The organism is Enterovibrio coralii (assembly GCF_001559595.1).
GTDB lineage: Bacteria > Pseudomonadota > Gammaproteobacteria > Enterobacterales > Vibrionaceae > Enterovibrio > Enterovibrio coralii.
Genome location: NZ_LNTY01000034.1, coordinates 727,950 through 749,893, shown reverse-complemented (window position 1 = coordinate 749,893; position 21,944 = coordinate 727,950). Strand labels below are relative to the sequence as shown.

Here is a 21,944-nt window from a genome sequence, read left to right as displayed (position 1 = left end):
ACTAAGTACTTGAATATCGTGTCGCATGACCAGATATTATTGAGACTAATTAGAAAGGTCAGTGCATTCCCCCTAACAATACAAAGCCACTGCCCTAGCACGGAGTACTTATGGCCATCCATGTCGGTATCATAGATCAAGACCCAGTTAGACTGGTCACCGCACTTTTGCACCGCAAGTTCAAGGCCGAGAAGATGATTTTCATTGGTGTTGAGTGTCAGGCTCCGCAATACGAGCAGATGAGTGCAGTTCTCAACCCCAAGGGCATTGAAACAGAATTTTTCCAAATCCCTTCTGATATCAATATCCCTTTGATCAAGGCTAAAATCCAAGAGTTGGCAGAACGTTTAAAACAAGACGGCTTGGATGTTTGGTTTAACGCAAGCTGTGGTTTGCGTCATCGTCTGCTCAGTGCATATGAAATTTTCCGCACTTATCACTGGCCGATTTACGTTATCGAGCCCTTCAGTGATGAGCTTTGCTGGCTGTACCCAGACGGTCGTCAGCAACAACAAGTCGAAGACCACATCAATATCAGCGACTACCTCACCATTTTCGGTGCACGCTGTGAACTTCAAGAAGATGATTCACGAAGCGTTCTCGACTCTACCATCGAAACCTTGGGTCATAAGTGGGCAAGCAATGCCTATGAATTAGGTCCAGGTCTGGCAACGCTGAACTACTTAGCAACGACCTGTCGTAAAGAGCAGAAGCTGGATGTAGAACTGAGCGAGAAACAGCAAGGTTACCGTGAGCTAGGCATGCTGATCGATGACCTGACTCAAGCGGGTCTGTCGACCTATGACGGCGGTATTCTAACGTTCTCAAGTGAAGCGGCACGTCGCTTTGCAAATGGTGAATGGCTTGAATGGTATGTCCACCACATCGTTGAAGAGATCCGTCGCGAACTGTTGACCATCCAAGATTTGTCCTTGGGTGTGCAGGTTTACCGTCAAATCGGCGACAAAGAAGTCCGCAACGAACTGGATGTCGCTACGGTAGTAAACAACAAACTACACATCATCGAGTGTAAGACGAAAGGCATGTCTAGCGATGGTGATGACACGCTGTACAAGCTGGAATCGATTCGAGACCTACTTGGTGGTCTGCAAGCGCGCGCCATGCTGGTAAGCTTCCGCCCTCTTCGTCATCACGACATTACCCGTGCGACGGATTTGGGACTGGCACTGATTGGCCCAGATGAATTGAGCGATCTGAAAACGCACCTGCACAAGTGGTTCCTGCGCGCAGGCGGCTACGAGCAAGTTTGACGTTTTACCTGAATGCAAAACACAAAAAAGCCGGCGAATGCGCCGGCTTTTCTTTTTGTTAGAACATTAAGCTTTCAGAAGCTTACGCGCTGACTCTACCACCACGCTGATCGAGCGCTTTTCAGCCGCAACCAGCGACGCCTCATCGGGGATTTCCTTTTGAGTACGGTTGATGATTACGCCAGCGACACAGCCCGCTCTCAAGCCTGAGCTTGCACACATGGTCAGCAAAGTTGCTGATTCCATCTCGAAGTTCAGCACGCCCATATCTTGCCATTCTTGCATCGAGCCTTGGAAACGGCGCACTACACGACCGCTGAAGGTGTCGTAACGCTCTTGGCCTGGGTAGAAAGTATCACTTGAAGCGGTCACACCAGTGTGCACTTGTGCACCCGACTCCTGCGCTGCCGCTTTCATTGCTGTTGCGACATCAAAGTCTGCGACCGCTGGGAATTCCATTGGTGCAAAGTGCAGACTCGCACCATCCAGTCTTACTGAACCCGTCGTCACAATCATGTCGCCAACATTGATGTTTGGTTGGATTGCGCCGGTTGTACCTACACGCAGGAAGGTGCGAACACCCAGCTGTGCTAACTCTTCAACCGCGATCGACGTAGATGGACCACCGATACCGGTAGAACATACAACCACTGACTCACCTTCCAGTTTTGCAAGGTAAACCGTGTATTCGCGATGGCTGGCTAGAAACTTCGGAGAGTCCATCAGTGCGGCGATTTTTTCTACGCGCGCAGGGTCACCCGGGATAATTGCCAGTTTTGCACCTTCTAAGTCTGCTTGTGTCACACCCAAATGAAAAACGGTTTGCTCAGTCATGATCCTCTCCTAAAAAGTATCTCGCCTAAACACCACAGCGGTTGCGAACTCACAAAAAGAAAAACGCTATGGTGGCGATGAATTTCATAACCACCATAGCGTCTTTTGCAAAAATTAAAGTGACTTAGTTCAAATTTGAAATATGTTCATTTCATTACATTGCAAATATGAGTGATCACGATCACTTTTAATGTGCAACTTTGTGCATTCCTCCGCCACTCTTGGTGTTCCCAGCTTTTTGAGGGCCAGATACGTTGTCTTTCCCGTAGCGAAGCAATCTCAACGCATTCAACGTCACGATCGCAGTCGCACCACTGTCTGCCAAGATAGCGACCCAGAGTCCGGTAAAACCAAGCACACTGGTGACCAAGAAAATCACTTTTAAGCCAATGGCCAAAGCAACATTTTGGTGAACGTTCGACATGGTTGCTTTCGCGAGGCCTACGACGTCTGCAACACCTTCAATTCGATTATGGCTAAGTGCGATGTCCGCAGTTTCCAATGCCACGTCAGTACCGCTCCCCATCGCGATACCGATCGTCGCCGCTTTCATCGCTGGCGCGTCGTTAATGCCGTCGCCAACCATGGCAACGCGTGATGTGCTTGCCAGCTTGTTAACTTCGGTGACTTTGTCTTCAGGCATTAAGCCTGCGCGATAGTCCATGTCTAACTTAGCCGCCAAGCCTGCAGCCGCTTTTTGGTTATCACCCGTCAGCATAACGGAGCGAATGCCATACTCGGACAGCCCTTCAACAGCCTGTTTTGCCGTTGAGCGAAGCTCATCACGCCAGCCCACGGCCCCGATGGCGTTAGCGTCTGCAAACACGATAGCGACGGTCTTTCCTTCTTCCGCTAACGATTGGGCTTGCGTTAGATATTCAACATCAACAAGTTGTGCTTCACTCAGCTTGTCGAGTGCTATCAATGTTACTGAAAGGCCATCGACTGTCCCCGATACACCTTTACCCACTTGTGCTGATACATTGGTCGCTTCACGGCGAGGCGTATTCAATTCTTCTGCTTTGTTCACCAACGCTTTTGCTAGTGGGTGGTGAGAACCCTGTTCAACTGCCGCCGCTTGAGAAAGTAAAGACGCTTCGCTGCCCTGCCAAACAAGGATATCGGTAACCACAGGTTTGCCTTCGGTCAAGGTGCCCGTTTTATCAAAGGCGACCCATTCAACTTTGCTCAACGCCTCCAAGGCTGCCCCACCTTTGATTAACGCGCCTTGGCGAGCGGCCGCAGCGAGACCAGATGTCATTGCCGCAGGTGTTGAAATCACGAGTGCACAAGGACAAGCAATCAGCAGAAGTGCGAGACCACGATACACCCAGGTATCCCAGCTTTCACCAAACATCAATGGTGGAATCATCACGACCAGTGCGGCGATGAAAATCATCAACGGGGTGTACCAGCGACTGAATTTATCAATGAATCTTTCTACGGGTGCGCGACGAGACTCCGCTTCCTCAATGAGATTCAATATTCGGTCAATCGCACTTTCACCTTGCTTAGAGACCACTTCCATATGAACCAGACGGTCAACAGCAATAGCACCTGCAGGGACTTTATCTTTCGTCTGACGCTCAACAGGAATCGATTCCCCCGTTAGCGCACTTAGGTCAAAGCTTGCAATGTCGCCTTTTAGCAAGGCATCAGCAGGCAAGCGTCCACCTGGTGCAATTTCAATCACGTCACCCGGTTGTAAGGAGGAAACAGGCACCTCTTCCCTCGCGCCATCTTTACCTACTTTGATGATGTTGTCTGGTACCAAAGCCATCAAGGCTTGGATACCCGCTCTCGCACGCTGTGAGGCATAGCCTTCCAATCGTTCACCAATTAAAAAGAGCACCAACACCATGGCGGCTTCGACAGTTTCTCCCAAATAGAGCGCACCAAATGCTGCAATCGACATCAACATTTCAATGGAAAATGGCGAGCCCGTTTTTGCCAGCCCAAATGCTTTTTTAACGATCGGCAGAAGCCCCAGCACAGTGGCAAAAGTGAACAGCAGGCTTGCTAGTTCCGGATTCCAGTGAGAAAGAATACCAGCAATAGCCATGGTTCCGACTAAGGAAACGAGTATGCCTTCTTGTTTGATGCGTTGGAGTAGCGTCAGAGGGCGGTCTTTTTCTTTTGGCGCATCAAGTTCACGAAGAGGAAATCCGGTTTTGTCGGCTTGCTGTTTGATCTCTTGTCTTAAGCGGCTGGCGGATTCTGATTCCACCTCAACAACCAGCTTTTCGGTTGCAAACAGCACATTGGCAGTGTTGACGCCTGAATACTGCGAATCGCCTTTTCCAGCTTACTCGCGCAGCTCGGACAGTCCATATCGGTGACACGCCAAGAAAGGCGTTCGGTAGAAGCGGTTGGAGCTTCTGTTGGAAGGCTCTTTATTGCTTTGATAGTTGGGCTGCTGTGAGAAGGTTTACAGCAGCCCCCTGACGCCGGATCGTCAGCTTCCTCTGCCGTAATCTCCGTGGATGAACACGAAGGCGCAGGATTGCCAATGGCGTTAGGTGAACAGCAGCTTTCGCTTTTAACCACGTCGTTTTTAACGTGTTTATGCGAAGCCGTTTGGCATTTAGTGGTATGGCATGAATTACACATGAAGGATCTCCTTGTCTCGATTTCCTTCAGTGTAAACCTTGGAGTTACCTCCAAGGTCAATACGTATTTTCGATTTTCTGTTTTATTTCAAGCGATCCAACACCACTTGTGTATCCAGTGCTTGCTGATAATCGCGGTAATCCAGACCTTTATCGAAAATGAAGTGTGTTACCAGTTTACGCGCTGCGTCAATCAGCGCATCGGCTTGCCAGGGCTTTTCAAAGTAACGTTCAATCGAGGCATTGTTGATTGCCTCAATCGTGTCTGAGTGTGTCGCTTGCCCTGTCAAAAGCACTTTGCGGGTATGACGAAAACGAGGGTCCAGTGCAATCTCACTAAGTAACTCAACACCTGTTTTCTCTGGCATTACATGGTCTGAAATCACCAACGCAATGAATTCACCGTCTGCATCCAAGTCATCCATCAGAGACAAGGCTTCATCCGCTGATTCACAGTCTTCGATATGGAATGTGCCAGAAAGGGGTGCAAGATCCTTCAATACGGCACTGAGCACTTCGCGCTGGTCATCAACGCAGATAATGTTTACCTTTTCCATCTTTATCCCCTGTTATTACTTTGCTTGACGTTACAAGAAGTTCACGAGTCGCAGAATCCAAACCATCACGAAACTTAGCGCGACACCCACAACACCGATGATCACACCGACTTTCGCCATTTGGTTACTAGTAACATGCCCCGTTGCATGCGCTAGTGCGTTTGGTGGTGTACTGATAGGCAACGACATACCTAACGACGCGGCGAAGGTGACAACCAGAATCAATGTAGTCTCTCCGCCCATTGGTGACAGAGACGTCATTGACACACCCAGAGCCGCCATAATTGGCATCAGCAAGTTAGCTGTCGCGGTGTGAGACATAAAGTTCGCCATCAACAGACACAGCGCAGCTGCGCCAATCAGAACGATTTCCGGAGCGTAGTTTTCAAATGGAATACTGTGAACCAACAACTGCGCCAGACCTGTCTTATCCAACGCCAGACCCAATGCAAAACCGCCCGATACGAGCCAAAGCACGTCCCAAGAGATTTTCTTAAGGTCTTCTTTGTTGATGATGCCTGTCATTGAGAACACGGCGACAGGGATAAGCGCAACGGTGTAGGAGTTCATGCCGTGAGAAGAACCCATCAACCAAAGAAGTACGGTGATGGTAAACGTGGCATACACAGTGTAAGCCTTTGATGTTTTCAGGAACTTGCCTTTGATGTCCAGCGAGATAGAAGCTTCATCTGAACGGAACATCACAGAAAGCAGTACCCAAGCCAGCAGCAACATAACCACCACGAACGGTACAGCAAATGCCATCCACTCACCGAAGGTGATCATGTTTTCGCCAGTCAGATATTTCAATGCAATCGCGTTTGGCGGTGTGCCGATAGGCGTACCGATACCACCAATGTTTGCCGCCACAGGAATAGAAAGCGCAAATGCAATCTTACCTGGGTCATTGGGTTTAAATACCGCCAGAATGGGTGTCAAAATTGCCAGCATCATTGCTGTGGTCGCAGTGTTTGACATAAACATGGAAAAGACAGCGGTAATTAGCATCAGACCCGCCATCACCATTGTCGGCTTTTGACCAAATGGTTTTAGCAGCACCCTTGCCAGGTTCACATCCAAGCGATATTTAGTCGCTGCCATTGCCAAAAAGAAGCCGCCAAGGAAAAGCATAATAATTGGGCTGGCAAAGGTGGACATAATGTCGGTGTAATGCAGTAAGTTGCCAAACTCTGGCGTGTTGGCATCGGCTCTAAACCAAATGATGCCTTTGTCTGATAAGAAAAGAAGTTCTAGAACAATCACCACAACAGACGTTGCATAAATAGGCATAGGCTCAAGAACCCAGCACAGTGCAGCCAACAAAAAGAGCGCGATAGCGCGCTGTTGCATGACGGTGAGTGTTTCAAAAGGAAAAGCTGAAGCTGGGAGTAGCAATACCACCAGCGGAACCAAGATAGGCAGAATGTATTTCGCTTGAATGCGCATAATCGCTTGTAATCCCTTAAAGCTAAAAAACGTCCACAATTCATGGACAACGGGATTATTCTGCGCTTAATACGCACATTCGGTACTGAATTAGATCAATAAAATGGGGCGAAATTTATTCAAGTTGCATAGGAAAGTTTCGCCGCCGTCTCGCTCTGCTAACTTAATGAGAATTAGGCTTATTCTCTTTGGTGATGTCTTCCAATAAATCGTCGCCCTCTTCCACCATCATCTCTCGGCAGCTTGTAAACGCCGTGACCGGAACAGCGGGTTCTACGACCAACTCATCCTCGTTTTTCTCTTCATGATCTGTTGCCAATTTCGCGATAAGTCGTTTCACGAGAATGTAACCGGCAATACCAAAGATAACGGAGCCAACCGCTTGACCAATCAATACCCCTTCCGCGCCAGCAATGTGGCCACCAACATAAACGAAAGGAATCGTACCCACGGTTGCTTTGCCGACGTTAAGAATGGTCGACCAGGTTGGACGATTGAGATTGTTAAAAGCCGCATTTGACACAAACAAGGTGCCATTGAAAACAAAAGTGATTGCCAGATAGGTACAGAAGAGAGAAACCATGGCAGAAGCGTCGCCATCCAAACTAAACGCATGGCTGATCAAATCTTGCGCGAGATACAAGATAATGGCGACAACGACACAGTATGCCGTCACAAACTTGATTGAGTCGCTCAGTGTACGTCGAACACGGTCAAATCGCTCGGCACCAAAGTTTTGTCCAAGAATGGGTCCTACCGCGCCAGATAGCGAGAAAATTAGCGCGAAGGAAACGGGCAATAAGCGGCCGATAACGGCGTAACCTGCGACAAAATCATCGCCAAATTTAGCAATCTGCGCTGTCACTATCGCATTACCGATCGGCGTTGCTGTGTTGGTGACGATAGCTGGTACTGCGATGTTACTAATGGCACGAAAATGACGCTTAAAGTCGTCAAAAGACGGCATTGAAACAAGATCGTGCTTGTATTTCACGGCATGGAATGCGACGCCAAATAACACAAATCGTGACAACATTGACGCCGTTGCCGCACCTTCAATGCCCATAGAAAGACCGAAAATGAAAATAGGATCTAGCACCGCATTGGCTGCGCCACCAGCCAGTGTTGCTGACATCGAACGTTTTGCATCACCCACACCACGCAATGCCGCACCACCTGCCATACCCATGGCCATTAAAGGTGCACTTGGTAGCAAGATCATTAGGAAGCTCTTGGCTTTCTCTGCGGTAATGCCTTCTGCGCCAATCATCGACAAGATTGGGTCGATAAACAGCAAAATCGCGAACACTGTGATTGCGCTGACGATCCCTGAAAAAATCATCACACTGCCGGTGATGGCTTTGGCTTCATCCCGTTTACCCGCACCAATCGCGCGACTGACTAATGCGCCCATTGCGATAGCCGTGCCAATAGCGACAGACGTTGAAAAGAACACAATCGTTCCTGCAAAACCGATTGCCGCAGCAAGCTCAACTTGGCCTAGTAAGCTGATAAAAAACATATCGGCCAAATCAACGGTGAACAGAGCCATAAGTCCCACTGCCCCTGATGAAGACATCACGGCGATGTGGCGCATGATTGAACCGGTTAAGAATTTGGCTTGTTGTTGCTGAGGCATGCTACATCCTGGTTGTTTGCGATGTTGAAGTATTCAAAAGCGAGAAGAGATAAACCGATTTCAGAGAAAATTACTGAGTGACCGCTTAGTGACTATGATGACACGAAAAAAAGGTGCCTCAAGCACCTTTTTTGACTCAACTTGTACGAAAAATCTGATGTTGTTATACCGGATGCAAAAAGCAATCATCAATTTGCGCAGCAATTGCCTTCAAAATATCACGGCGTGAGATAATACCCACTAAACGCTCATTCTCGTCGATCACTGGATAAACCTTAGGTTTTCCAGGCAGCATTTCTTCCGCCAGCTTGATGACACTCTCGTCCACCGTCACTGCGGACACTTCTTTGTGCATGCAGTCACCAACCGTATTGGTGTCCTGACAGTAATAACCGACTTTCAGAAGCTTATGGATCATATCTTGTTCAGAAAGGAAGCCCACAACATGGTTGCTCTCATCGACAACAGGTCCACCCGTTTGATGCGCGTTGAGCATTTTTTCCAACGCCATTGACAGGTTCATTGATGCCTTGAAGGTCACGGGTCTTTTGTTCATGTAATCTCCAACCTTGATAGATTCCATGCATCCCCCTTGTATGTTGAAACGTTATTAGAAACAGGGAATAAATCTCTGTACCCATATCCCCAAACCATCTCAAAACGTCGTTACAAACGCGCTTAACTCTCTGATTAGATATCTTTGGGTCTTACTCTACAGTGTCGAACAAGTTAGAAAAATTACTAGCTAATACCTAAACATTTTTATGTCTTGTCACAAATGCGGTAACAACTTTGCAACACACCACTCGTAACTGGGCTGCCGATAAGAAAAAAGCCAGCCTCTTTTCAAAAGGCTGGCTTTTACCATTCAACGCGTTAGCTTACATGAACATCATCATTAAAAAGCCAAGAGGCATACGCTCACCGCTTGGTGAAACCGCTTCTTCGCCTTCGATCTTCGCGCTCAATTTCACGCCATCATTGGACTGGCTAACAAAGCCATACTCTTCCAAGTTCGTGATCATCGGTGCAAGTTGAGGCAATCCTTCCACGTAAGCAGTAGGTACGGTGACGTTCAAGTTGCCTTTAAGGTTGTTCACGACAGCACCAATATCTTGCGTTGCGTTGGTTGTACCCGGTGCCAATGCCAAGTCAAAGCTCGCGTCAACATGACCTTCCGGCGCATCTAGCTCCAGCGGTTGAATCTCAAGCGACAGTCCCTTTTCTACCAACGAGTCCAAAGCCGAAATCAGTAGCGTCATTTCTTCGTTGGTTGGCTCTTCGCCCATTGAGTTTGCGACAGAGCTCAGTGACAGCATTGAGTCATAATCAAGGTCGTTAAAATTCACACCCAGTTTGAAGTTATCAACCGAGAAAGCATCTGAGACGTTGACTTTACCGACTGAGAACATGTTTTTGTTCGCTAAGCGGCGGTCTTGGGTTGCCGTCGCATCTGCACCTTCACCGGCTGCATCCGTCGTCAGATCGTTGCTCACGTCTGCAGAAATGTTGGTCAGCGTAACAACCGAGCCCAGCGCATCATCAAACATTGCTGTTGCTGCATTGAAGTTTTGTTTGCCAATCCAAACATCTCCATCCAGCATGTAGCCAGACCCTGAGCCTGAAATGTCTTTGATGGAAAGCTTCTCGCCCGACTCTGCGCTCGACACGTCAATTGACGGCCAGCTCATGGAAAATACGTTATTGCCTTCTTTGTCCACGGTGCCTGCAAAATCCACTGGCGATGTGGTAAACGTCATGTCGTTATCACTGGCTTTAATGCCCTGCATCACCGCGCTGTATTGCGTGTCACCAAATACTGACGTTTCACTACGGAATTCCACTGGCGATTCACCCGTCGGCCAAAGTAGGTCTGTTACCGCTTTCACTTCTGGCGTCATTTCCAATGTTGTGACCGTCGCAATGCTCAGGAAACCATGGCTCACTTCACTGTCAAACGTGAACGACGTTGGCAGACCTTCCGCTTCAAAATCCTGTTTCAGCGTACCTTGCAGGTTGACCAACGTTTTTACTTGAGAAGAGAGATAACCGCGATCGTAAGAGACTTTTTCTACCGATACATAAGGCGACTCTATGTTTTGCACTTCTCGATTGTAAACAGATTCACCAACTTGACCGGAAGCGAATGGCCAAATCAAAGCCAAAGAGACAGCACCACCAATCGCCGCGTATTTTCCAAAAATCATTCTTTTCCCCGTTTTATCCGGCATTTGTCTCGCTCCAGTGTAAACTAAAGCGACATTGATACCCACGCTGAGGCGTACATTATTTCAGATATGTGCCAGATTGCAGCGTCCTTCTCAGCTTAGCGACGCCGAAACATATACACTCACAAAAAATAATGTTTTGGTAGCCCTATGAATTCCAACGTCATCTTATGTCTTGACGATGACCCAGATGTTCTTTCCCTTCTGGAAAAAGAGCTGGCTCCGTTTAGCAGCATGTTCGACATTATCTGCGCAAGCTCTACACATGCCGCGCAAGAAATCTTAGAGAGCTTGGCCTCATCAGGTCGCCGCGTCGCCTTGTTCATCTCCGATCACGCATTGGGAGAAGATCAAGGCATTAGCCTTTTGATCAACGTCGACAACCATCCGGCTTCGTTTGGCGCGCGCACAGTGCTGTTAAATGACCAACCAAACATTGAAGTGATTATGCAGGCGGTTAACGAAGGCCGTCTTAACTACTGCTTAACGCGACCATGGAACGACGGCGATCTCACCCAAGCCGCACGCAAAGAATTGACCCAGTTTGTATTGAGCTTCAATGGCGACGATTTGCTGAAATACTGCGCCATTTTGGATCAAAAACGACTGCTTGAAGCACACATTGAAAACAAACTCGCGACCTTCCGCAGTGGCTTTATTGAGTCCGCCCTCGGCATTTCTGACGAAGCGCTCGCGCAACAGCTAATCCAAGGGCTTTACGAGCACTTTGACGAAGGCAACGACAAGAATGTGTGTCGCACCTACAGTGAAGACCATCTACTTACCCATGAAGGCACACCCAATTCATTTTTGTGGTTTGTTGTTGAAGGGCAAGTTGCCCTGCTGAAGCGGGATGAAACTGGCGTTTCCCATGAAGTAGCAAGGCTTGGCCAAGGCAGCATTATCGGCGGTATGTCCTTTGTTACTGGAGACGTCTCGTTTTCCACGGGCATCACGCTTGAACCAACAAAAGTTATCAAGCTAAACCGCGCTCTGTTTGCACAAGCCATGCAGGCTCGAAATGACTTGCTGCCGCTATTCACTAGCTACTTGCTTCGCCATTTCAACCGTCGCCTGAAACGCAGTATCAACACAGAAGTTAAACTTCAGCAGACACTTCAGTCTCTTGAACTTGCGCACAAGCAGCTCATTGAAAAAGAAAAAATGGCGATGCTCGGCCAATTGGTCGCTGGCGTTGCGCATGAGCTGAACAACCCTGTCGCCGCCATTATTCGAAACAGTGACACGCTGAAAGACAACATCGGCGAGCTCATCAACATGGAAATGAGCACAACGGCACGCGAGCAAGCCAACGAAATCATGGCCGAAGCCTGTTATCTCGCCCTATGTCCACGGCAGATGCGCGCGCTCAGGCGAAGAACATCGAACCTATCATTGGTAACCGTAACCTAGCCAGAAAAGCGGTGAATATGGGGCTGTCGAACCCCGATGCTGTCAAACAATGGATGCGTAAACTCGACAACGAGTTTGACGCCACGCTCAACCAATGGGACATGTTCTATCAAGCAGGCAGCCTACTTCGCTCCACCAATGTCTGTGCACGCCGTATCGCTGATATGGTTAAAAGCCTAAAAACCTATGCTCGCCAAGATGATGAAACCTTGATGGAAGTCGATATTCACGAGGGTATCGAAGACACCTTAGTGATGTTTGAAAACCAGTTGAAGCGCATTCAACTTGTTAAAGATTACGGGGACTTAAGACCGATTCGCTGCATGCCGATTGCACTGCAGCAGGTTTGGACAAACCTGATTTCAAACGCACTTGATGCCATCGGTGCAGATGGCGAGATCATCGTCAAAACCCGTGAAACGGTCTTCCGCAGTCGCAAAGCGGTGAAGATCAGCGTCCGTGATAACGGAAGCGGCATTCCAGAGAGCATTAAACACAAAATTTTTGAACTGAATTACACAACAAAACGAGAGGGACATTTTGGTTTGGGCATTGGCCTTTCCGTCAGTCGTCAAATCGTAGAGCAACATGGAGGCATGATTGACGTTAGCTCGTCGACCGGTGCATTTACCGAAATGATTGTCACTCTTCCCTATTCTCCCATTATTGCGCCGTCCATGGAGGGCTAATGAGCAAATATCTGATCCTTTGTGTAGATGATGAAAGAGACGTATTGGATAGCGTCCTGAACGATTTATCTGACCTCGAAGAACACTTTATTATCGAAGCGGCTGAATCTGTAGCCGAAGCAAAAGAAATTTTGGCGGAAGCGGCGGCTGATGAAATTAAATTAGCTCTGGTATTGTGTGACCACATCATGCCAGAAGATCTCGGTGTCGACTTTCTAATCGAACTGAACCGTGATGACGTCACCGCACGTGCCAAGAAAGTGCTGCTCACAGGACAAGCTGGATTAGAAGAAACGGTTCAGGCGGTAAACAATAACAGCCTGGATTATTTCATTTCCAAACCTTGGAGCGGCGAGAACTTAAAAGAGATTGTCCGCGAACAGTTATCCACGTACGTTATCGACAATGACAGTAATTTGTTGCAGTGGGTCAGCGTGTTGGATGCTGAACGCATTATGCAGGCGATCAGTGATAACAGATTAAGTTTTTCTGACAGCTAAAACGGGCTCAATTACAGTACGCTGCTGAGTAATTTAAAAGCAAACTAAAGACCCCGCTCACTGTTTGGTCAATTTTTGCCTTATTTTAACATCATTGTCCCTCAAATCGAGGGCTATGATGTTGTTTCGCAAAAGCCAAATCTATTAAAATACTCCAAATTTCTAAATTCACCACGGGACCTCCCATGCGCAAAACCAAGATTGCTGGTATTTTTCTGGCTGCGGCTTCTTCGGCTGCATTCTCGGCGGCGGCTTCTGCCAACGACACCTCAATGAGTAACTTCAGCTACGACTACTTCGAAGCGCGAGTTGGTGTAAGCCCAGTGACTTACGGCGCAGGCTTCAGCACGTCTATTCACCCGAATGCACACATCCGTGCTGAAATTGACAGTGAATTTGAATCAGATTACGACGCAACAGCGGCCATCGGCTTTCATGCACCAGTAAACAACTGGGCGGACGTATACGGTGAAGTTGCTTTGCGCACAGTAAAAAACCCTAACCTGTACAACCACGACACTGAGTTCGGTGTTGAAGTTAACATCGGTGTGCGTCAATGGTTGGGTCCACAGTTGGAAGTGGGCGGTGAAATAGGCCACCTGTCTATTCACGAAGATGACGATGTATTCGGTTCAGTTTATGCGCGTTTCCACGCAACTGAATTGTTCTCTATCGGCTCTCAAATCCGATTCAATGAAATCTACGGTGACCAGTTCATGTTCACGACACGATTCAAGTACTAAAAATAAAGGCCTCGAAAGAGGCCTTTATTTTATCTGGCTTACTGACAACTAATCGCAGTCAAACATGGTATAACCAAGTCCATCTGCTGATTTCAATTCATTTGCGTTTTTATAGCCCGCTTCTGCTGCCAATAGCACTTCTTTTGACGCAATGGAATGAACAATGATTTTCCCGGTTTCACCACCACAAACCGCTGCATTCATGACACCCGTCAAATCGCCACATTGTGCTGAAAGTGATTTAACACCGACTGACGCTAAACGTTTTGTACTGTCACTTAACGTCATTCCCTCTGACTCACATTGAATAGCACCTTTGGGTATATACACTGTGGTGGTTTGAGGCTGTTTAATGGCACAGCCTGATACTCCAAGAACTACCCCGACCAATACAGCAAGTTTTAGCGTCATATTTTTCATTTTAGTGTTCCCGTTAATTCGGATCTGAATCCTTCAATGTTGCGCCGAGTAAGTTCGCCACTGAGATTCCCATTAACTCAATGACAACCTGTTCCCCATACAATGAACAAAGCCGTTGGAAACCCAATGCAGCTTTATGACGCCCTTCTTCATCAGCACTAACCGCACCGATAAGATACCGAACACAATTGGCAAATTTCGCGTCTAATAAAGACGCCTGCCAAGACGACTTAATGCTATCAGCGTTGGTGTCATCAATTTTGTTGGTTACATAACTAAAAACTTGCCCCTGAAACGCCACTATCATGCATTCTTTCGTTGGTACAATGCGTTGAATACCGCTGCGACTAAGGCCTGTTCTTTTGGCAATGCTCCCGTAAGTCACCGCATCCCAGCCACTTTCCATGAAAATGTCCACAATGGTCTGATACACCAAGTGTTCAGTCTGCAATGCGCCTTCTTTGGTATTTTTCGCCATAAGTCTTATGATTCTTTTTAACGTACCTTGTATCTTATACTCTCACAGAGAGAATATACAAAACAATAATGCTACCTTTGATTGCACAAATCACACTTTCACATGAATTAAAGCAATTGACTTAACAGCCATTTTTTAAAAGCCATGATTTTAGCGTTGCCTTCTTGCTCTTCTCGATAGACCAAAAAGTAACTGAATGGTGACTTCACGGGTTTGTCGATCGGTGCCACCAGCTTCCCTGCCTCTAAAAACTCTTTAATGTAAGTCATTCGCCCCATCGCGACACCCATTCCAGAGGCGGCGGCATCCAACGCAAGATCAGCTCGGTCAAAGCTGTGATTGGGGCCATCCAATGAAATACCGTTCGCGTTGGCCCAATACAGCCATTCATCACTCATGCTCGCACTTGCCCAAGGTGCAGCATCATGCAGCAAGTGGCACTCAGCCAGCATTTCTGGGTGAGTATAAAGACGATATGATTCTGCATACTCAGGGCTGCAAACCGGCACCAGCGCATCATCCATCATATGGTGGCTGGTCAAACCGCTGTACTTTCCATGGCCGAAATAGATGGCACAATCGAACGCTTCTGCTTTGAAGTCCACCAAGTCATTGCGAGTGCGAAGATGCAAGGTAACGTCAGGGTAAGCTTTGGCAAACAGATGTAAGCGAGGCAGAAGCAACGTTGCGCATAAGTCGGCGGTGCGGAGATAACGAGATCGCCAAACGGCTTTTGACTGTTAAGTTGGAGTAGCTTCAAACTCAAGCTTGAAAACTGTTCCGCCACAACCTGTTTGAGTTGCTCGCCCTCATTGGTCAATGTCAGGTTTCTCGGCCGTCTGACAAAGAGCGTCATGTTGAGCCGCTGTTCAAGCTTTTTGATCCTATGACTCACCGCACTTTGGGTCAGATGTAACTCTTCCGCTGCCCGAGTAAAGCTCATGGTTTCTGCGACAATAGAGAAACAATGCAAACCTGCGAGCAAAGAAGAAGACAATTGCGGTAGTTTCATAGTCCAAGCCAGTTGAATGAGAAAGAGAAGACGTTAGCAGCAAAGGCGTTGAATTTAAACAGTATATACCCAAGCACGCTCAATCCCTTACTTTCAGGCCATTCAGTGAGATAAGCGAAGTGCAATTCGATTAAGGATTGTTCGAAAAGATGAGGTTATTTCTTCTTGGAACTGACAAAAGAAAAGAGCTGCGATTGCAGCTCTTTTTGACGAGTCAGTTGTAACTCTGATTTAGATTGCGCGCAGGAGTTGCTGTTTCGTTTCTTCGCTCAGAAGCGTCCAGTGAACACCTGTTTGAGCACCTGCAAACATCCATAGCAATTTGATGTCCACGTCGTAGCCGTGTGCCTCTTGAACTTTACGGAAAAGCTCTTCAGGGCTCATTGAGAAGAATGTATCAACGTCTTCGACACCTGCTTTTTTCAGCATACGTTCAATGGTAAGGCGAAGATTTGGTAAATCACGTAAGCGCTTATTAAGCTTGGAGTCGCGATACTCTTTCTCTGCTACAGAGTTCTCTACGGACTTTTTTACCATCGCATCTAGGCAGTCATCCTCCCCATCATACAACTCGGTAATGTCGTAATAGTTTACGATTGCCGTTGAACTCTTTTTAACGTGTACGAATTTTTTGCATTCTTTTGCGATTAGTTTATCTGTGAGCTGAGAGCCTCCACGCAGGTAAATACGGTCCTCTTTTACCAGTGCAAACATCGCACCGCTTACAAAGAAACCCGTTCCACCGAACATTGAACGTTTCTCTGTCTCACCAAATTGAGACAAGTAATCGACAAAGCCGCTTTTTACTTCCAACACAGGTGCCTCCTTTCTCCCCAAAAAGCCAATACCTCGGCTAAAACTTCTAAATTCTCAACGCGAAATAATGATGACTGATTAGGGCACAGAAAACCATGCACTAGATCACCCAAGTCCGAACGATGTACCAAAAACGCCACACGCGTCACGGTAAAAAGGTGTAATTTTTATGTTTCATTCATGTTAAATGCCGCTTAGCGCTCGCAAGACCCTTGTTTTTTTGCACCAATTTGTTCCATCAAACGTTAATTTCCTTCAAAAAATCAGCGCAAATTCTACTGAAACTTGCGTTTTAATAATTAATAGGTGTATCAGCCAAAGCCCATGACGAGTTATCTAGACATCCTGTCGAAATTTGGCGTTTTTCGTTCAATTTTCTGAGTAAATCGGTTTCATTCAGGGCCTTAGACCTTTACTATGCAACGAGACTATTATTAGGCCTTTCACGATGGATCACCTTTCACTATTCTGGGTCTCGCCTGACCGAAACATGCATTTAAAAGCGATTGAATCGGACTTTTTTCAACGTATCTATCGCTCGATAAAAAATGGGACACTTGCACTCCCACCTATTCCAGACGTTGTCGTCAAACTCCAGCGTGTGTGCAATGAACATTCAACAACCATCAGGGATGTGGCTGCAGTTCTGCTTGATGACGCCACGCTCACCGCTGCGGTTATCCGCTCTGCAAACTCAGCGGTTTTCAGCCCTCGCACCAACAGACCTTGCCTAGACATTAATATGGCGGTCTCTCGACTTGGTATTAAACGCGTGTTGGGCATCGCGACAGCACATGCAATTCAAATGCTTAAAAACGAATCTGCCTTTGATGTTAACTGCAACGCCATCTTGAAAAAGAGTGCGGTTTCATCACGCGAGTTTGCGTCGACCATGGCACTTCTTTGTCAGCGTGTAAGAAGTTACGACGAAGAGCACCATTGGTTGGAAGTCGAGAAAGCGTTATTGATTGGGTTGCTAGCAGATATCGGTATTTACAGTGCAGTGAAGGCCTACCAACAATATACCGATGAAGGAAACTACCTCGATTTTAATATCGCCAGCCATGTTTTCTTCAGCCTGAGTAAAGAGACCAGTCGCTTTATTCTTGAAAGCTGGGGCTTTGATGTGGATTTTGAAGAGGTAAGCATCAACAAGCGGATTCGCAATGCAGACGAAGATGTCACCTATCTTGACCTTGCGCGCATGGCAAACCACCTTCTAATGTTTAGAGCCAAAGATGATGATATTGATGAGCATGAGGTAGAAATTACCTTAGCGGGTGCAGAGGCTCTGTATGAACTGTCAAATCTTAACGAAGCAGATTTCCGTCACCAGCTCGATAACATTATAAATAACTGCGGTTTTTAAGCAGTATTTGCCGGACATGGATTGACCAAAATGAATCGCGATTGATACTCTCATCGCGATTGATTTTTCCAATAAGGTTCACGTCCAATGCTACCCGGCATGCTTTATATCTTTATTCCCCTCGTCGTCGGCTATTTAATCCCAATTAAAAGCCCTACTCTTCTCGACAAGATAAACCGCTCCACATCGCACCTAGTGTTTGTCATCTTAGGCCTTATGGGTCTTAGCTTGGCGGGACTTGACGATTTATCCAGCAACCTGAACCAAATTCTCCTTTTCGCAGTCACCTTTTTCCTCTGCATTGGTTCTATGAACTTGCTCGCTTTGCCTTTACTCGATTTGCTCATGAAAACCAAAACAGAGCAGCACAAGCGGGACATTCCACTCTCCGCGATGGCGAAAGAATCGGTGAAACTTGTATTTGTCGTTGTTGGCGGCTTGATTGCAGGCCTCGTTCTGCCAATCTCGTTGGAATGGGTCGACCCTGCCAGTGAGGGGATCCTTCTTATTCTGCTTCTACTGATCGGTATTCAGCTTCGTAACAGCGGCATGACACTGAAACAAATTGTTCTGAATAAAAAGGGACTGAGTGTTGCACTGACAATTATCGTCACCTCTTGGGGCGGCGGTTTGGTTGCAGCTTGGTTCTTAGACTTGCCCTACAACTATGGCTTGGCCATGGCATCTGGCTTTGGCTGGTATTCTCTGGCGGGTATTTTGATGGGCGATGCGCTAGGCCCAGTCTATGGCGGTGCATCTTTCTTGTTGGAACTGGCACGCGAACTCGTCGCCATAATGCTTATTCCTCTATTGATCGGTCGCTACCCACTGACGGCAATCGGTTATGGCGGTGCAACCTCGATGGACTTTACCCTTCCAATCATTCAAACCGCTGGCGGTATTCGTTGTGTACCTATTGCCATCGTGAGCGGTTTTATCCTGAGCTTGTTGGTGCCCATACTCATGTTGTTCTTTGTGGCACTGTAACGTTCTGAACGACAACAACAGAAAAAGAAAAGGAGAGCCTAGGCTCTCCTTTTTCATCAACGTATAGGGGGAATTATGCGTTGATATTAGTTGTTGCGGATCCACTCATCCATGTCTGACTTCAAGTTGTCAGATTTAGTACCGAAGATAGCCTGAACACCACCACCAGCAACAACAACACCTGCTGCGCCCAGTTGTTTCAGTTTGTCTTGGTCTACTTTATCAACGCTTGCTACTGCAACGCGCAGACGAGTGATACACGCATCCAGATTCGTAATGTTGTCTTTACCGCCGAATGCCATGACCAAATCTTTTGCCATGTCTGACGCTTCGCCAGAGGCAACAGCTTCTTGCTCATCGTCTTCACGACCTGGTGTCTTCAGATCCATCACTTTGATAACCACGCGGAATACCACGTAGTAAATCGCAGCGTAGATCAGACCCATAACTACCAGCAGACCCATGTTTTGCGCGTTTGGCGACTGAACGATAAAGTCGATGAAGCCGTTAGAGAAGGTGTGACCGTGTACGATACCCAGAGAGTTAGTGATAACGTAAGCCAGACCTGCTAGAACTGCGTGGATTGCGTACAGTACTGGAGCAACGAACAGGAATGCGAACTCGATTGGTTCAGTAATACCTGTTAGGAACGAGGTCAGTGCTGCTGAAATCATGATACCTGCAACTTTCGCACGGTTCTCAGGCTTCGCTGAGTGCCAGATTGCGAATGCTGCTGCTGGCAGACCGAACATCTTGAACAGGTAGCCACCTGCAAGCTGACCGAAGCCGTTACCCGCTGCACGAGACGCATCGTCTGCAGTCAGGAAGCACGTCATGATACCGTTAGCTGCTTCACCCGCTTTGTTTACACAAGAACCTGCTTCGTAGAAGAATGGTACGTTCCAGATGTGGTGCAGGCCGAATGGGATCAGTGAACGCTCGATTACGCCGTAGATACCAAATGCAGCAACAGGGTTTTGGTTAGCAGCCCAATCAGAGAATGTCGCGATTGCCGCACCGATTGGTGGCCAAATCAGAGACAGAACCAGACCCAGTGCAATTGCACAGAAACCTGTCATGATTGGTACGAAACGCTTACCAGCGAAGAAGCCCAGGTAGTCTGGTAGCTGAATACGGAAGAAGCGGTTAAACGCCCAACCTGCTACACCACCCACCAAGATGCCGCCTAGTACGCCTGTGTCGATACCTGCAACACCGTGTACGTCCGCCATAACTTTCAGCGTCGCCACCATGATGCCGTAACCAACGGTTGCAGACAGTGCAGCAACACCGTCGTTGTTTGTAAAGCCAAGTGCTACACCGATTGCGAACAACAGTGGCATTTGACCGAATACAGAACCACCCGCTTGTTCCATCAAGTGAGAAACAACGTCTGGCATCCAGCTAAAGTTTGCAGCACCTACCCCAAGAAGGATACCCGCTACTGGCAAAACCGATACAGGCAGCATCAGCGCCTTACCGACTTTTTGCGCATTGGCAAACAGGTTCTTAAACATAAATTTGCTCCTGAAAATGATGAGTTGTTCTAGAACTCAAACTCATAACGAGCTCACGACAACCCAGAAACAATGTAATTCGCTGAGTAATATAGGGCTGCGATTTCAGAGACTCTACGTAACACGTGTTAAGTGTTCAGAAACTAAATATAGATCACAAGAATAAGGCGTCTAATAGCACTTTTGATACTCTATAAGTTTATGATTTTATTGTTTTATTTTCGATTTATAGCATTTTCTTGAATTTTTAGTGCATCACCAAACTTGTGAGCCTGCATGTTTTTTAATGTAACGAAATAAGTTGTATTGCATCGGCCGCGTTACGCAGTTATTTGATGAAGATCAACCTATTAGGAGAGATGTGTCAGTGTTTGTAACCGTGTTACGAAACACTGGAGTGACAGCAGCGGAGGCAAATTGCGATTGGAGAACAGATTTATACAGACAAGCTGATATTGCCCCCAACAGCTCGCACAAAAAAGCCGAGCATATAGCTCGGCCTCAGTATTCTTCTGCGTGTGAAGATAAATGTCAGGGGGTGACAGGAGTTACTTTTTCGCTTGAGAGAACAGCGCGAAGAAGTTCTCTGTAGTGACTCTTGCTACTTCGTCGCCAGACACACCTTTCAGTAACCCTACATAGTCAGCCACTTCACGCACGTACGCAGGTTGGTTCTCTTTGCCACGGAATGGGACGGGTGCCAAATACGGTGAATCCGTCTCTACTAACAGTTTTTCCAACGGCAGGCGACGCACCACGTCTTTCAGTTCAGATGCTTTGTTAAACGTAACAATACCTGAAATGGAAATGTAGAAGCCTAACTCAATTGCCGCTTCTGCCATCTCGTAGCTTTCTGTAAAGCAGTGAAGTACACCGCCCACCTTCTGTGCGTTTTCTTCGCGCAGAATCTGCAAGGTATCTTCTCGTGCCATACGAGTATGAATGATGAGCGGCTTATTTAGCTCAACGGCTAAACGAACGTGTTGGCGGAACGCATCCTTTTGCTTTTCAGCCAACTCTGGCTGGTAGTGGTAATCCAGACCCGTTTCACCAATTGCAACAACGCGTTCATCAGATGCCAACGCTTTCAACGTCTCGTAATCAAAGCCCTCTTCGATATCGAGTGGGTGAACACCGCAAGAGGCAAACACGTTATCAAAAGGACGGATAAGCTCCATCATCTTCGGAAAGCTCTTCAGCGTGACGCCGACTGACAGCAGATAATCCACGCCACGTTGTTTTGCGTTTTCGACCACTTCTGCACATCTGTGTGCAAGTTGTCGTAGTTTAATTTATCAAGGTGGCAATGCGAGTCGACTAGCACGTCACTTTCTCCGATTGAGTCTGGGTTGAAAGCTGCGAATTATATAATGAAACTGAAGGAATTTGCAGAGTAACGAGGATGATTGGGTTGGA

At 47.3% G+C, this 21,944-nt stretch carries 15 protein-coding genes and 4 pseudogenes; 6 read left to right on the top strand and 13 right to left on the bottom strand.

The features are described 5' to 3' along the window. Positions 1 to 110 precede the first annotated feature (110 nt). The gene (locus ATN88_RS14705; protein ID WP_067417325.1) at positions 111 to 1,271 is read left to right on the top strand and encodes a Card1-like endonuclease domain-containing protein; all 1,161 of its coding nucleotides are present in this window, start codon (positions 111 to 113) and stop codon (positions 1,269 to 1,271) included. A 66-nt stretch (positions 1,272 to 1,337) separates the two neighbouring features. Here the strand turns inward: ATN88_RS14705 and udp are convergent, their stop codons facing one another. The 7 genes and pseudogenes from udp to ATN88_RS14670 all read right to left on the bottom strand — a co-directional run bounded on the left by udp (position 1,338) and on the right by ATN88_RS14670 (position 10,587). After that, positions 1,338 to 2,105 (bottom strand): uridine phosphorylase, encoded by a 768-nt coding sequence (gene udp / locus ATN88_RS14700; RefSeq protein ID WP_067417320.1) that lies wholly within the window; start codon positions 2,103 to 2,105, stop codon positions 1,338 to 1,340. 187 nt (positions 2,106 to 2,292) lie between these two features. Next, a pseudogene (locus ATN88_RS14695) lies at positions 2,293 to 4,715 on the bottom strand (zinc/cadmium/mercury/lead-transporting ATPase). 82 nt (positions 4,716 to 4,797) lie between these two features. Further along, positions 4,798 to 5,271 carry a response regulator gene (locus tag ATN88_RS14690; protein WP_067417318.1) on the bottom strand — a complete coding sequence of 158 codons (474 nt, stop codon included), beginning with the start codon at positions 5,269 to 5,271 and terminating at the stop codon, positions 4,798 to 4,800. A gap of 30 nt (positions 5,272 to 5,301) precedes the next feature. Further along, positions 5,302 to 6,717: an SLC13 family permease gene (locus tag ATN88_RS14685; RefSeq protein WP_067417315.1), complete on the bottom strand. Its 1,416-nt coding sequence runs from the start codon at positions 6,715 to 6,717 to the stop codon at positions 5,302 to 5,304. Positions 6,718 to 6,880: 163 nt separating this feature from the next. Next, positions 6,881 to 8,356, bottom strand: a complete 1,476-nt coding sequence (locus ATN88_RS14680) for an MATE family efflux transporter (protein WP_067417311.1) — start codon at positions 8,354 to 8,356, stop codon at positions 6,881 to 6,883. Positions 8,357 to 8,519: 163 nt separating this feature from the next. Beyond that, entirely contained in the window at positions 8,520 to 8,939 is a 420-nt protein-coding gene (locus ATN88_RS14675; RefSeq protein ID WP_067417307.1) for a CBS domain-containing protein, read from the bottom strand. Positions 8,940 to 9,237: 298 nt separating this feature from the next. Then, a complete protein-coding gene (locus ATN88_RS14670) occupies positions 9,238 to 10,587 on the bottom strand; it encodes a DUF945 family protein (protein ID WP_232313234.1) in 1,350 nt (449 codons plus the stop codon). A gap of 147 nt (positions 10,588 to 10,734) precedes the next feature. Between ATN88_RS14670 and ATN88_RS14665 the strand changes: the two are divergent. From ATN88_RS14665 to ATN88_RS14655, 3 genes and pseudogenes are all read left to right on the top strand, one after another. Continuing rightward, a pseudogene (locus ATN88_RS14665) lies at positions 10,735 to 12,686 on the top strand (ATP-binding protein). Continuing rightward, on the top strand, positions 12,686 to 13,186 hold the full coding sequence (locus tag ATN88_RS14660; RefSeq protein WP_067417303.1) for a response regulator: 501 nt from the start codon (positions 12,686 to 12,688) through the stop codon (positions 13,184 to 13,186). The pseudogene ATN88_RS14665 and the gene ATN88_RS14660 overlap by 1 nt, the downstream one beginning before the upstream one ends. Positions 13,187 to 13,371: 185 nt before the next feature. Next, the gene (locus ATN88_RS14655; protein ID WP_067417300.1) at positions 13,372 to 13,929 is read left to right on the top strand and encodes a porin family protein; all 558 of its coding nucleotides are present in this window, start codon (positions 13,372 to 13,374) and stop codon (positions 13,927 to 13,929) included. Between the two features lie 48 nt (positions 13,930 to 13,977). On the opposite strand, the gene ATN88_RS14650 is transcribed toward ATN88_RS14655, so the two are convergent. The 4 genes and pseudogenes from ATN88_RS14650 to ATN88_RS14635 all read right to left on the bottom strand — a co-directional run bounded on the left by ATN88_RS14650 (position 13,978) and on the right by ATN88_RS14635 (position 16,655). Next, on the bottom strand, positions 13,978 to 14,349 hold the full coding sequence (locus tag ATN88_RS14650; RefSeq protein WP_067417297.1) for a hypothetical protein: 372 nt from the start codon (positions 14,347 to 14,349) through the stop codon (positions 13,978 to 13,980). A 13-nt stretch (positions 14,350 to 14,362) separates the two neighbouring features. After that, a complete protein-coding gene (locus ATN88_RS14645; protein ID WP_067417294.1) occupies positions 14,363 to 14,827 on the bottom strand; it encodes a TetR/AcrR family transcriptional regulator in 465 nt (154 codons plus the stop codon). Between the two features lie 107 nt (positions 14,828 to 14,934). After that, positions 14,935 to 15,839, bottom strand: a pseudogene (gene dsdC / locus ATN88_RS14640) (DNA-binding transcriptional regulator DsdC). Positions 15,840 to 16,070: 231 nt separating this feature from the next. Then, entirely contained in the window at positions 16,071 to 16,655 is a 585-nt protein-coding gene (locus tag ATN88_RS14635) for a TfoX/Sxy family DNA transformation protein (RefSeq protein WP_067417292.1), read from the bottom strand. Positions 16,656 to 17,103: 448 nt separating this feature from the next. Here ATN88_RS14635 and ATN88_RS14630 point away from each other — a divergent pair, with 448 nt between their 5' ends. Together ATN88_RS14630 and ATN88_RS14625 are read left to right on the top strand one after the other, a co-directional pair. Beyond that, the gene (locus ATN88_RS14630; RefSeq protein ID WP_067417288.1) at positions 17,104 to 18,024 is read left to right on the top strand and encodes an HDOD domain-containing protein; all 921 of its coding nucleotides are present in this window, start codon (positions 17,104 to 17,106) and stop codon (positions 18,022 to 18,024) included. An 87-nt stretch (positions 18,025 to 18,111) separates the two neighbouring features. Then, positions 18,112 to 19,011: a lysine exporter LysO family protein gene (locus tag ATN88_RS14625; protein WP_067417285.1), complete on the top strand. Its 900-nt coding sequence runs from the start codon at positions 18,112 to 18,114 to the stop codon at positions 19,009 to 19,011. Between the two features lie 86 nt (positions 19,012 to 19,097). Here ATN88_RS14625 and ptsG read toward each other — a convergent pair whose 3' ends face one another. Together ptsG and ATN88_RS14615 are read right to left on the bottom strand one after the other, a co-directional pair. Next, positions 19,098 to 20,528 (bottom strand): PTS glucose transporter subunit IIBC, encoded by a 1,431-nt coding sequence (ptsG, locus tag ATN88_RS14620; protein ID WP_067417281.1) that lies wholly within the window; start codon positions 20,526 to 20,528, stop codon positions 19,098 to 19,100. Positions 20,529 to 21,076: 548 nt separating this feature from the next. Continuing rightward, positions 21,077 to 21,852, bottom strand: a pseudogene (locus tag ATN88_RS14615) (TatD family hydrolase). Between the last annotated feature and the right edge of the window lie 92 nt (positions 21,853 to 21,944).

Coding starts and splice junctions, on each gene's coding strand:
- ATN88_RS14705 (WP_067417325.1), top strand. CDS start 111: ATGGCCATCCATGTCGGTATCATAGATCAAGACCCAGTTAGACTGGTC.
- udp (WP_067417320.1), bottom strand. CDS start 2,105: ATGACTGAGCAAACCGTTTTTCATTTGGGTGTGACACAAGCAGACTTA.
- ATN88_RS14690 (WP_067417318.1), bottom strand. CDS start 5,271: ATGGAAAAGGTAAACATTATCTGCGTTGATGACCAGCGCGAAGTGCTC.
- ATN88_RS14685 (WP_067417315.1), bottom strand. CDS start 6,717: ATGCGCATTCAAGCGAAATACATTCTGCCTATCTTGGTTCCGCTGGTG.
- ATN88_RS14680 (WP_067417311.1), bottom strand. CDS start 8,356: ATGCCTCAGCAACAACAAGCCAAATTCTTAACCGGTTCAATCATGCGC.
- ATN88_RS14675 (WP_067417307.1), bottom strand. CDS start 8,939: ATGGAATCTATCAAGGTTGGAGATTACATGAACAAAAGACCCGTGACC.
- ATN88_RS14670 (WP_232313234.1), bottom strand. CDS start 10,587: ATGCCGGATAAAACGGGGAAAAGAATGATTTTTGGAAAATACGCGGCG.
- ATN88_RS14660 (WP_067417303.1), top strand. CDS start 12,686: ATGAGCAAATATCTGATCCTTTGTGTAGATGATGAAAGAGACGTATTG.
- ATN88_RS14655 (WP_067417300.1), top strand. CDS start 13,372: ATGCGCAAAACCAAGATTGCTGGTATTTTTCTGGCTGCGGCTTCTTCG.
- ATN88_RS14650 (WP_067417297.1), bottom strand. CDS start 14,349: ATGAAAAATATGACGCTAAAACTTGCTGTATTGGTCGGGGTAGTTCTT.
- ATN88_RS14645 (WP_067417294.1), bottom strand. CDS start 14,827: ATGGCGAAAAATACCAAAGAAGGCGCATTGCAGACTGAACACTTGGTG.
- ATN88_RS14630 (WP_067417288.1), top strand. CDS start 17,104: ATGGATCACCTTTCACTATTCTGGGTCTCGCCTGACCGAAACATGCAT.
- ATN88_RS14625 (WP_067417285.1), top strand. CDS start 18,112: ATGCTACCCGGCATGCTTTATATCTTTATTCCCCTCGTCGTCGGCTAT.
- ptsG (WP_067417281.1), bottom strand. CDS start 20,528: ATGTTTAAGAACCTGTTTGCCAATGCGCAAAAAGTCGGTAAGGCGCTG.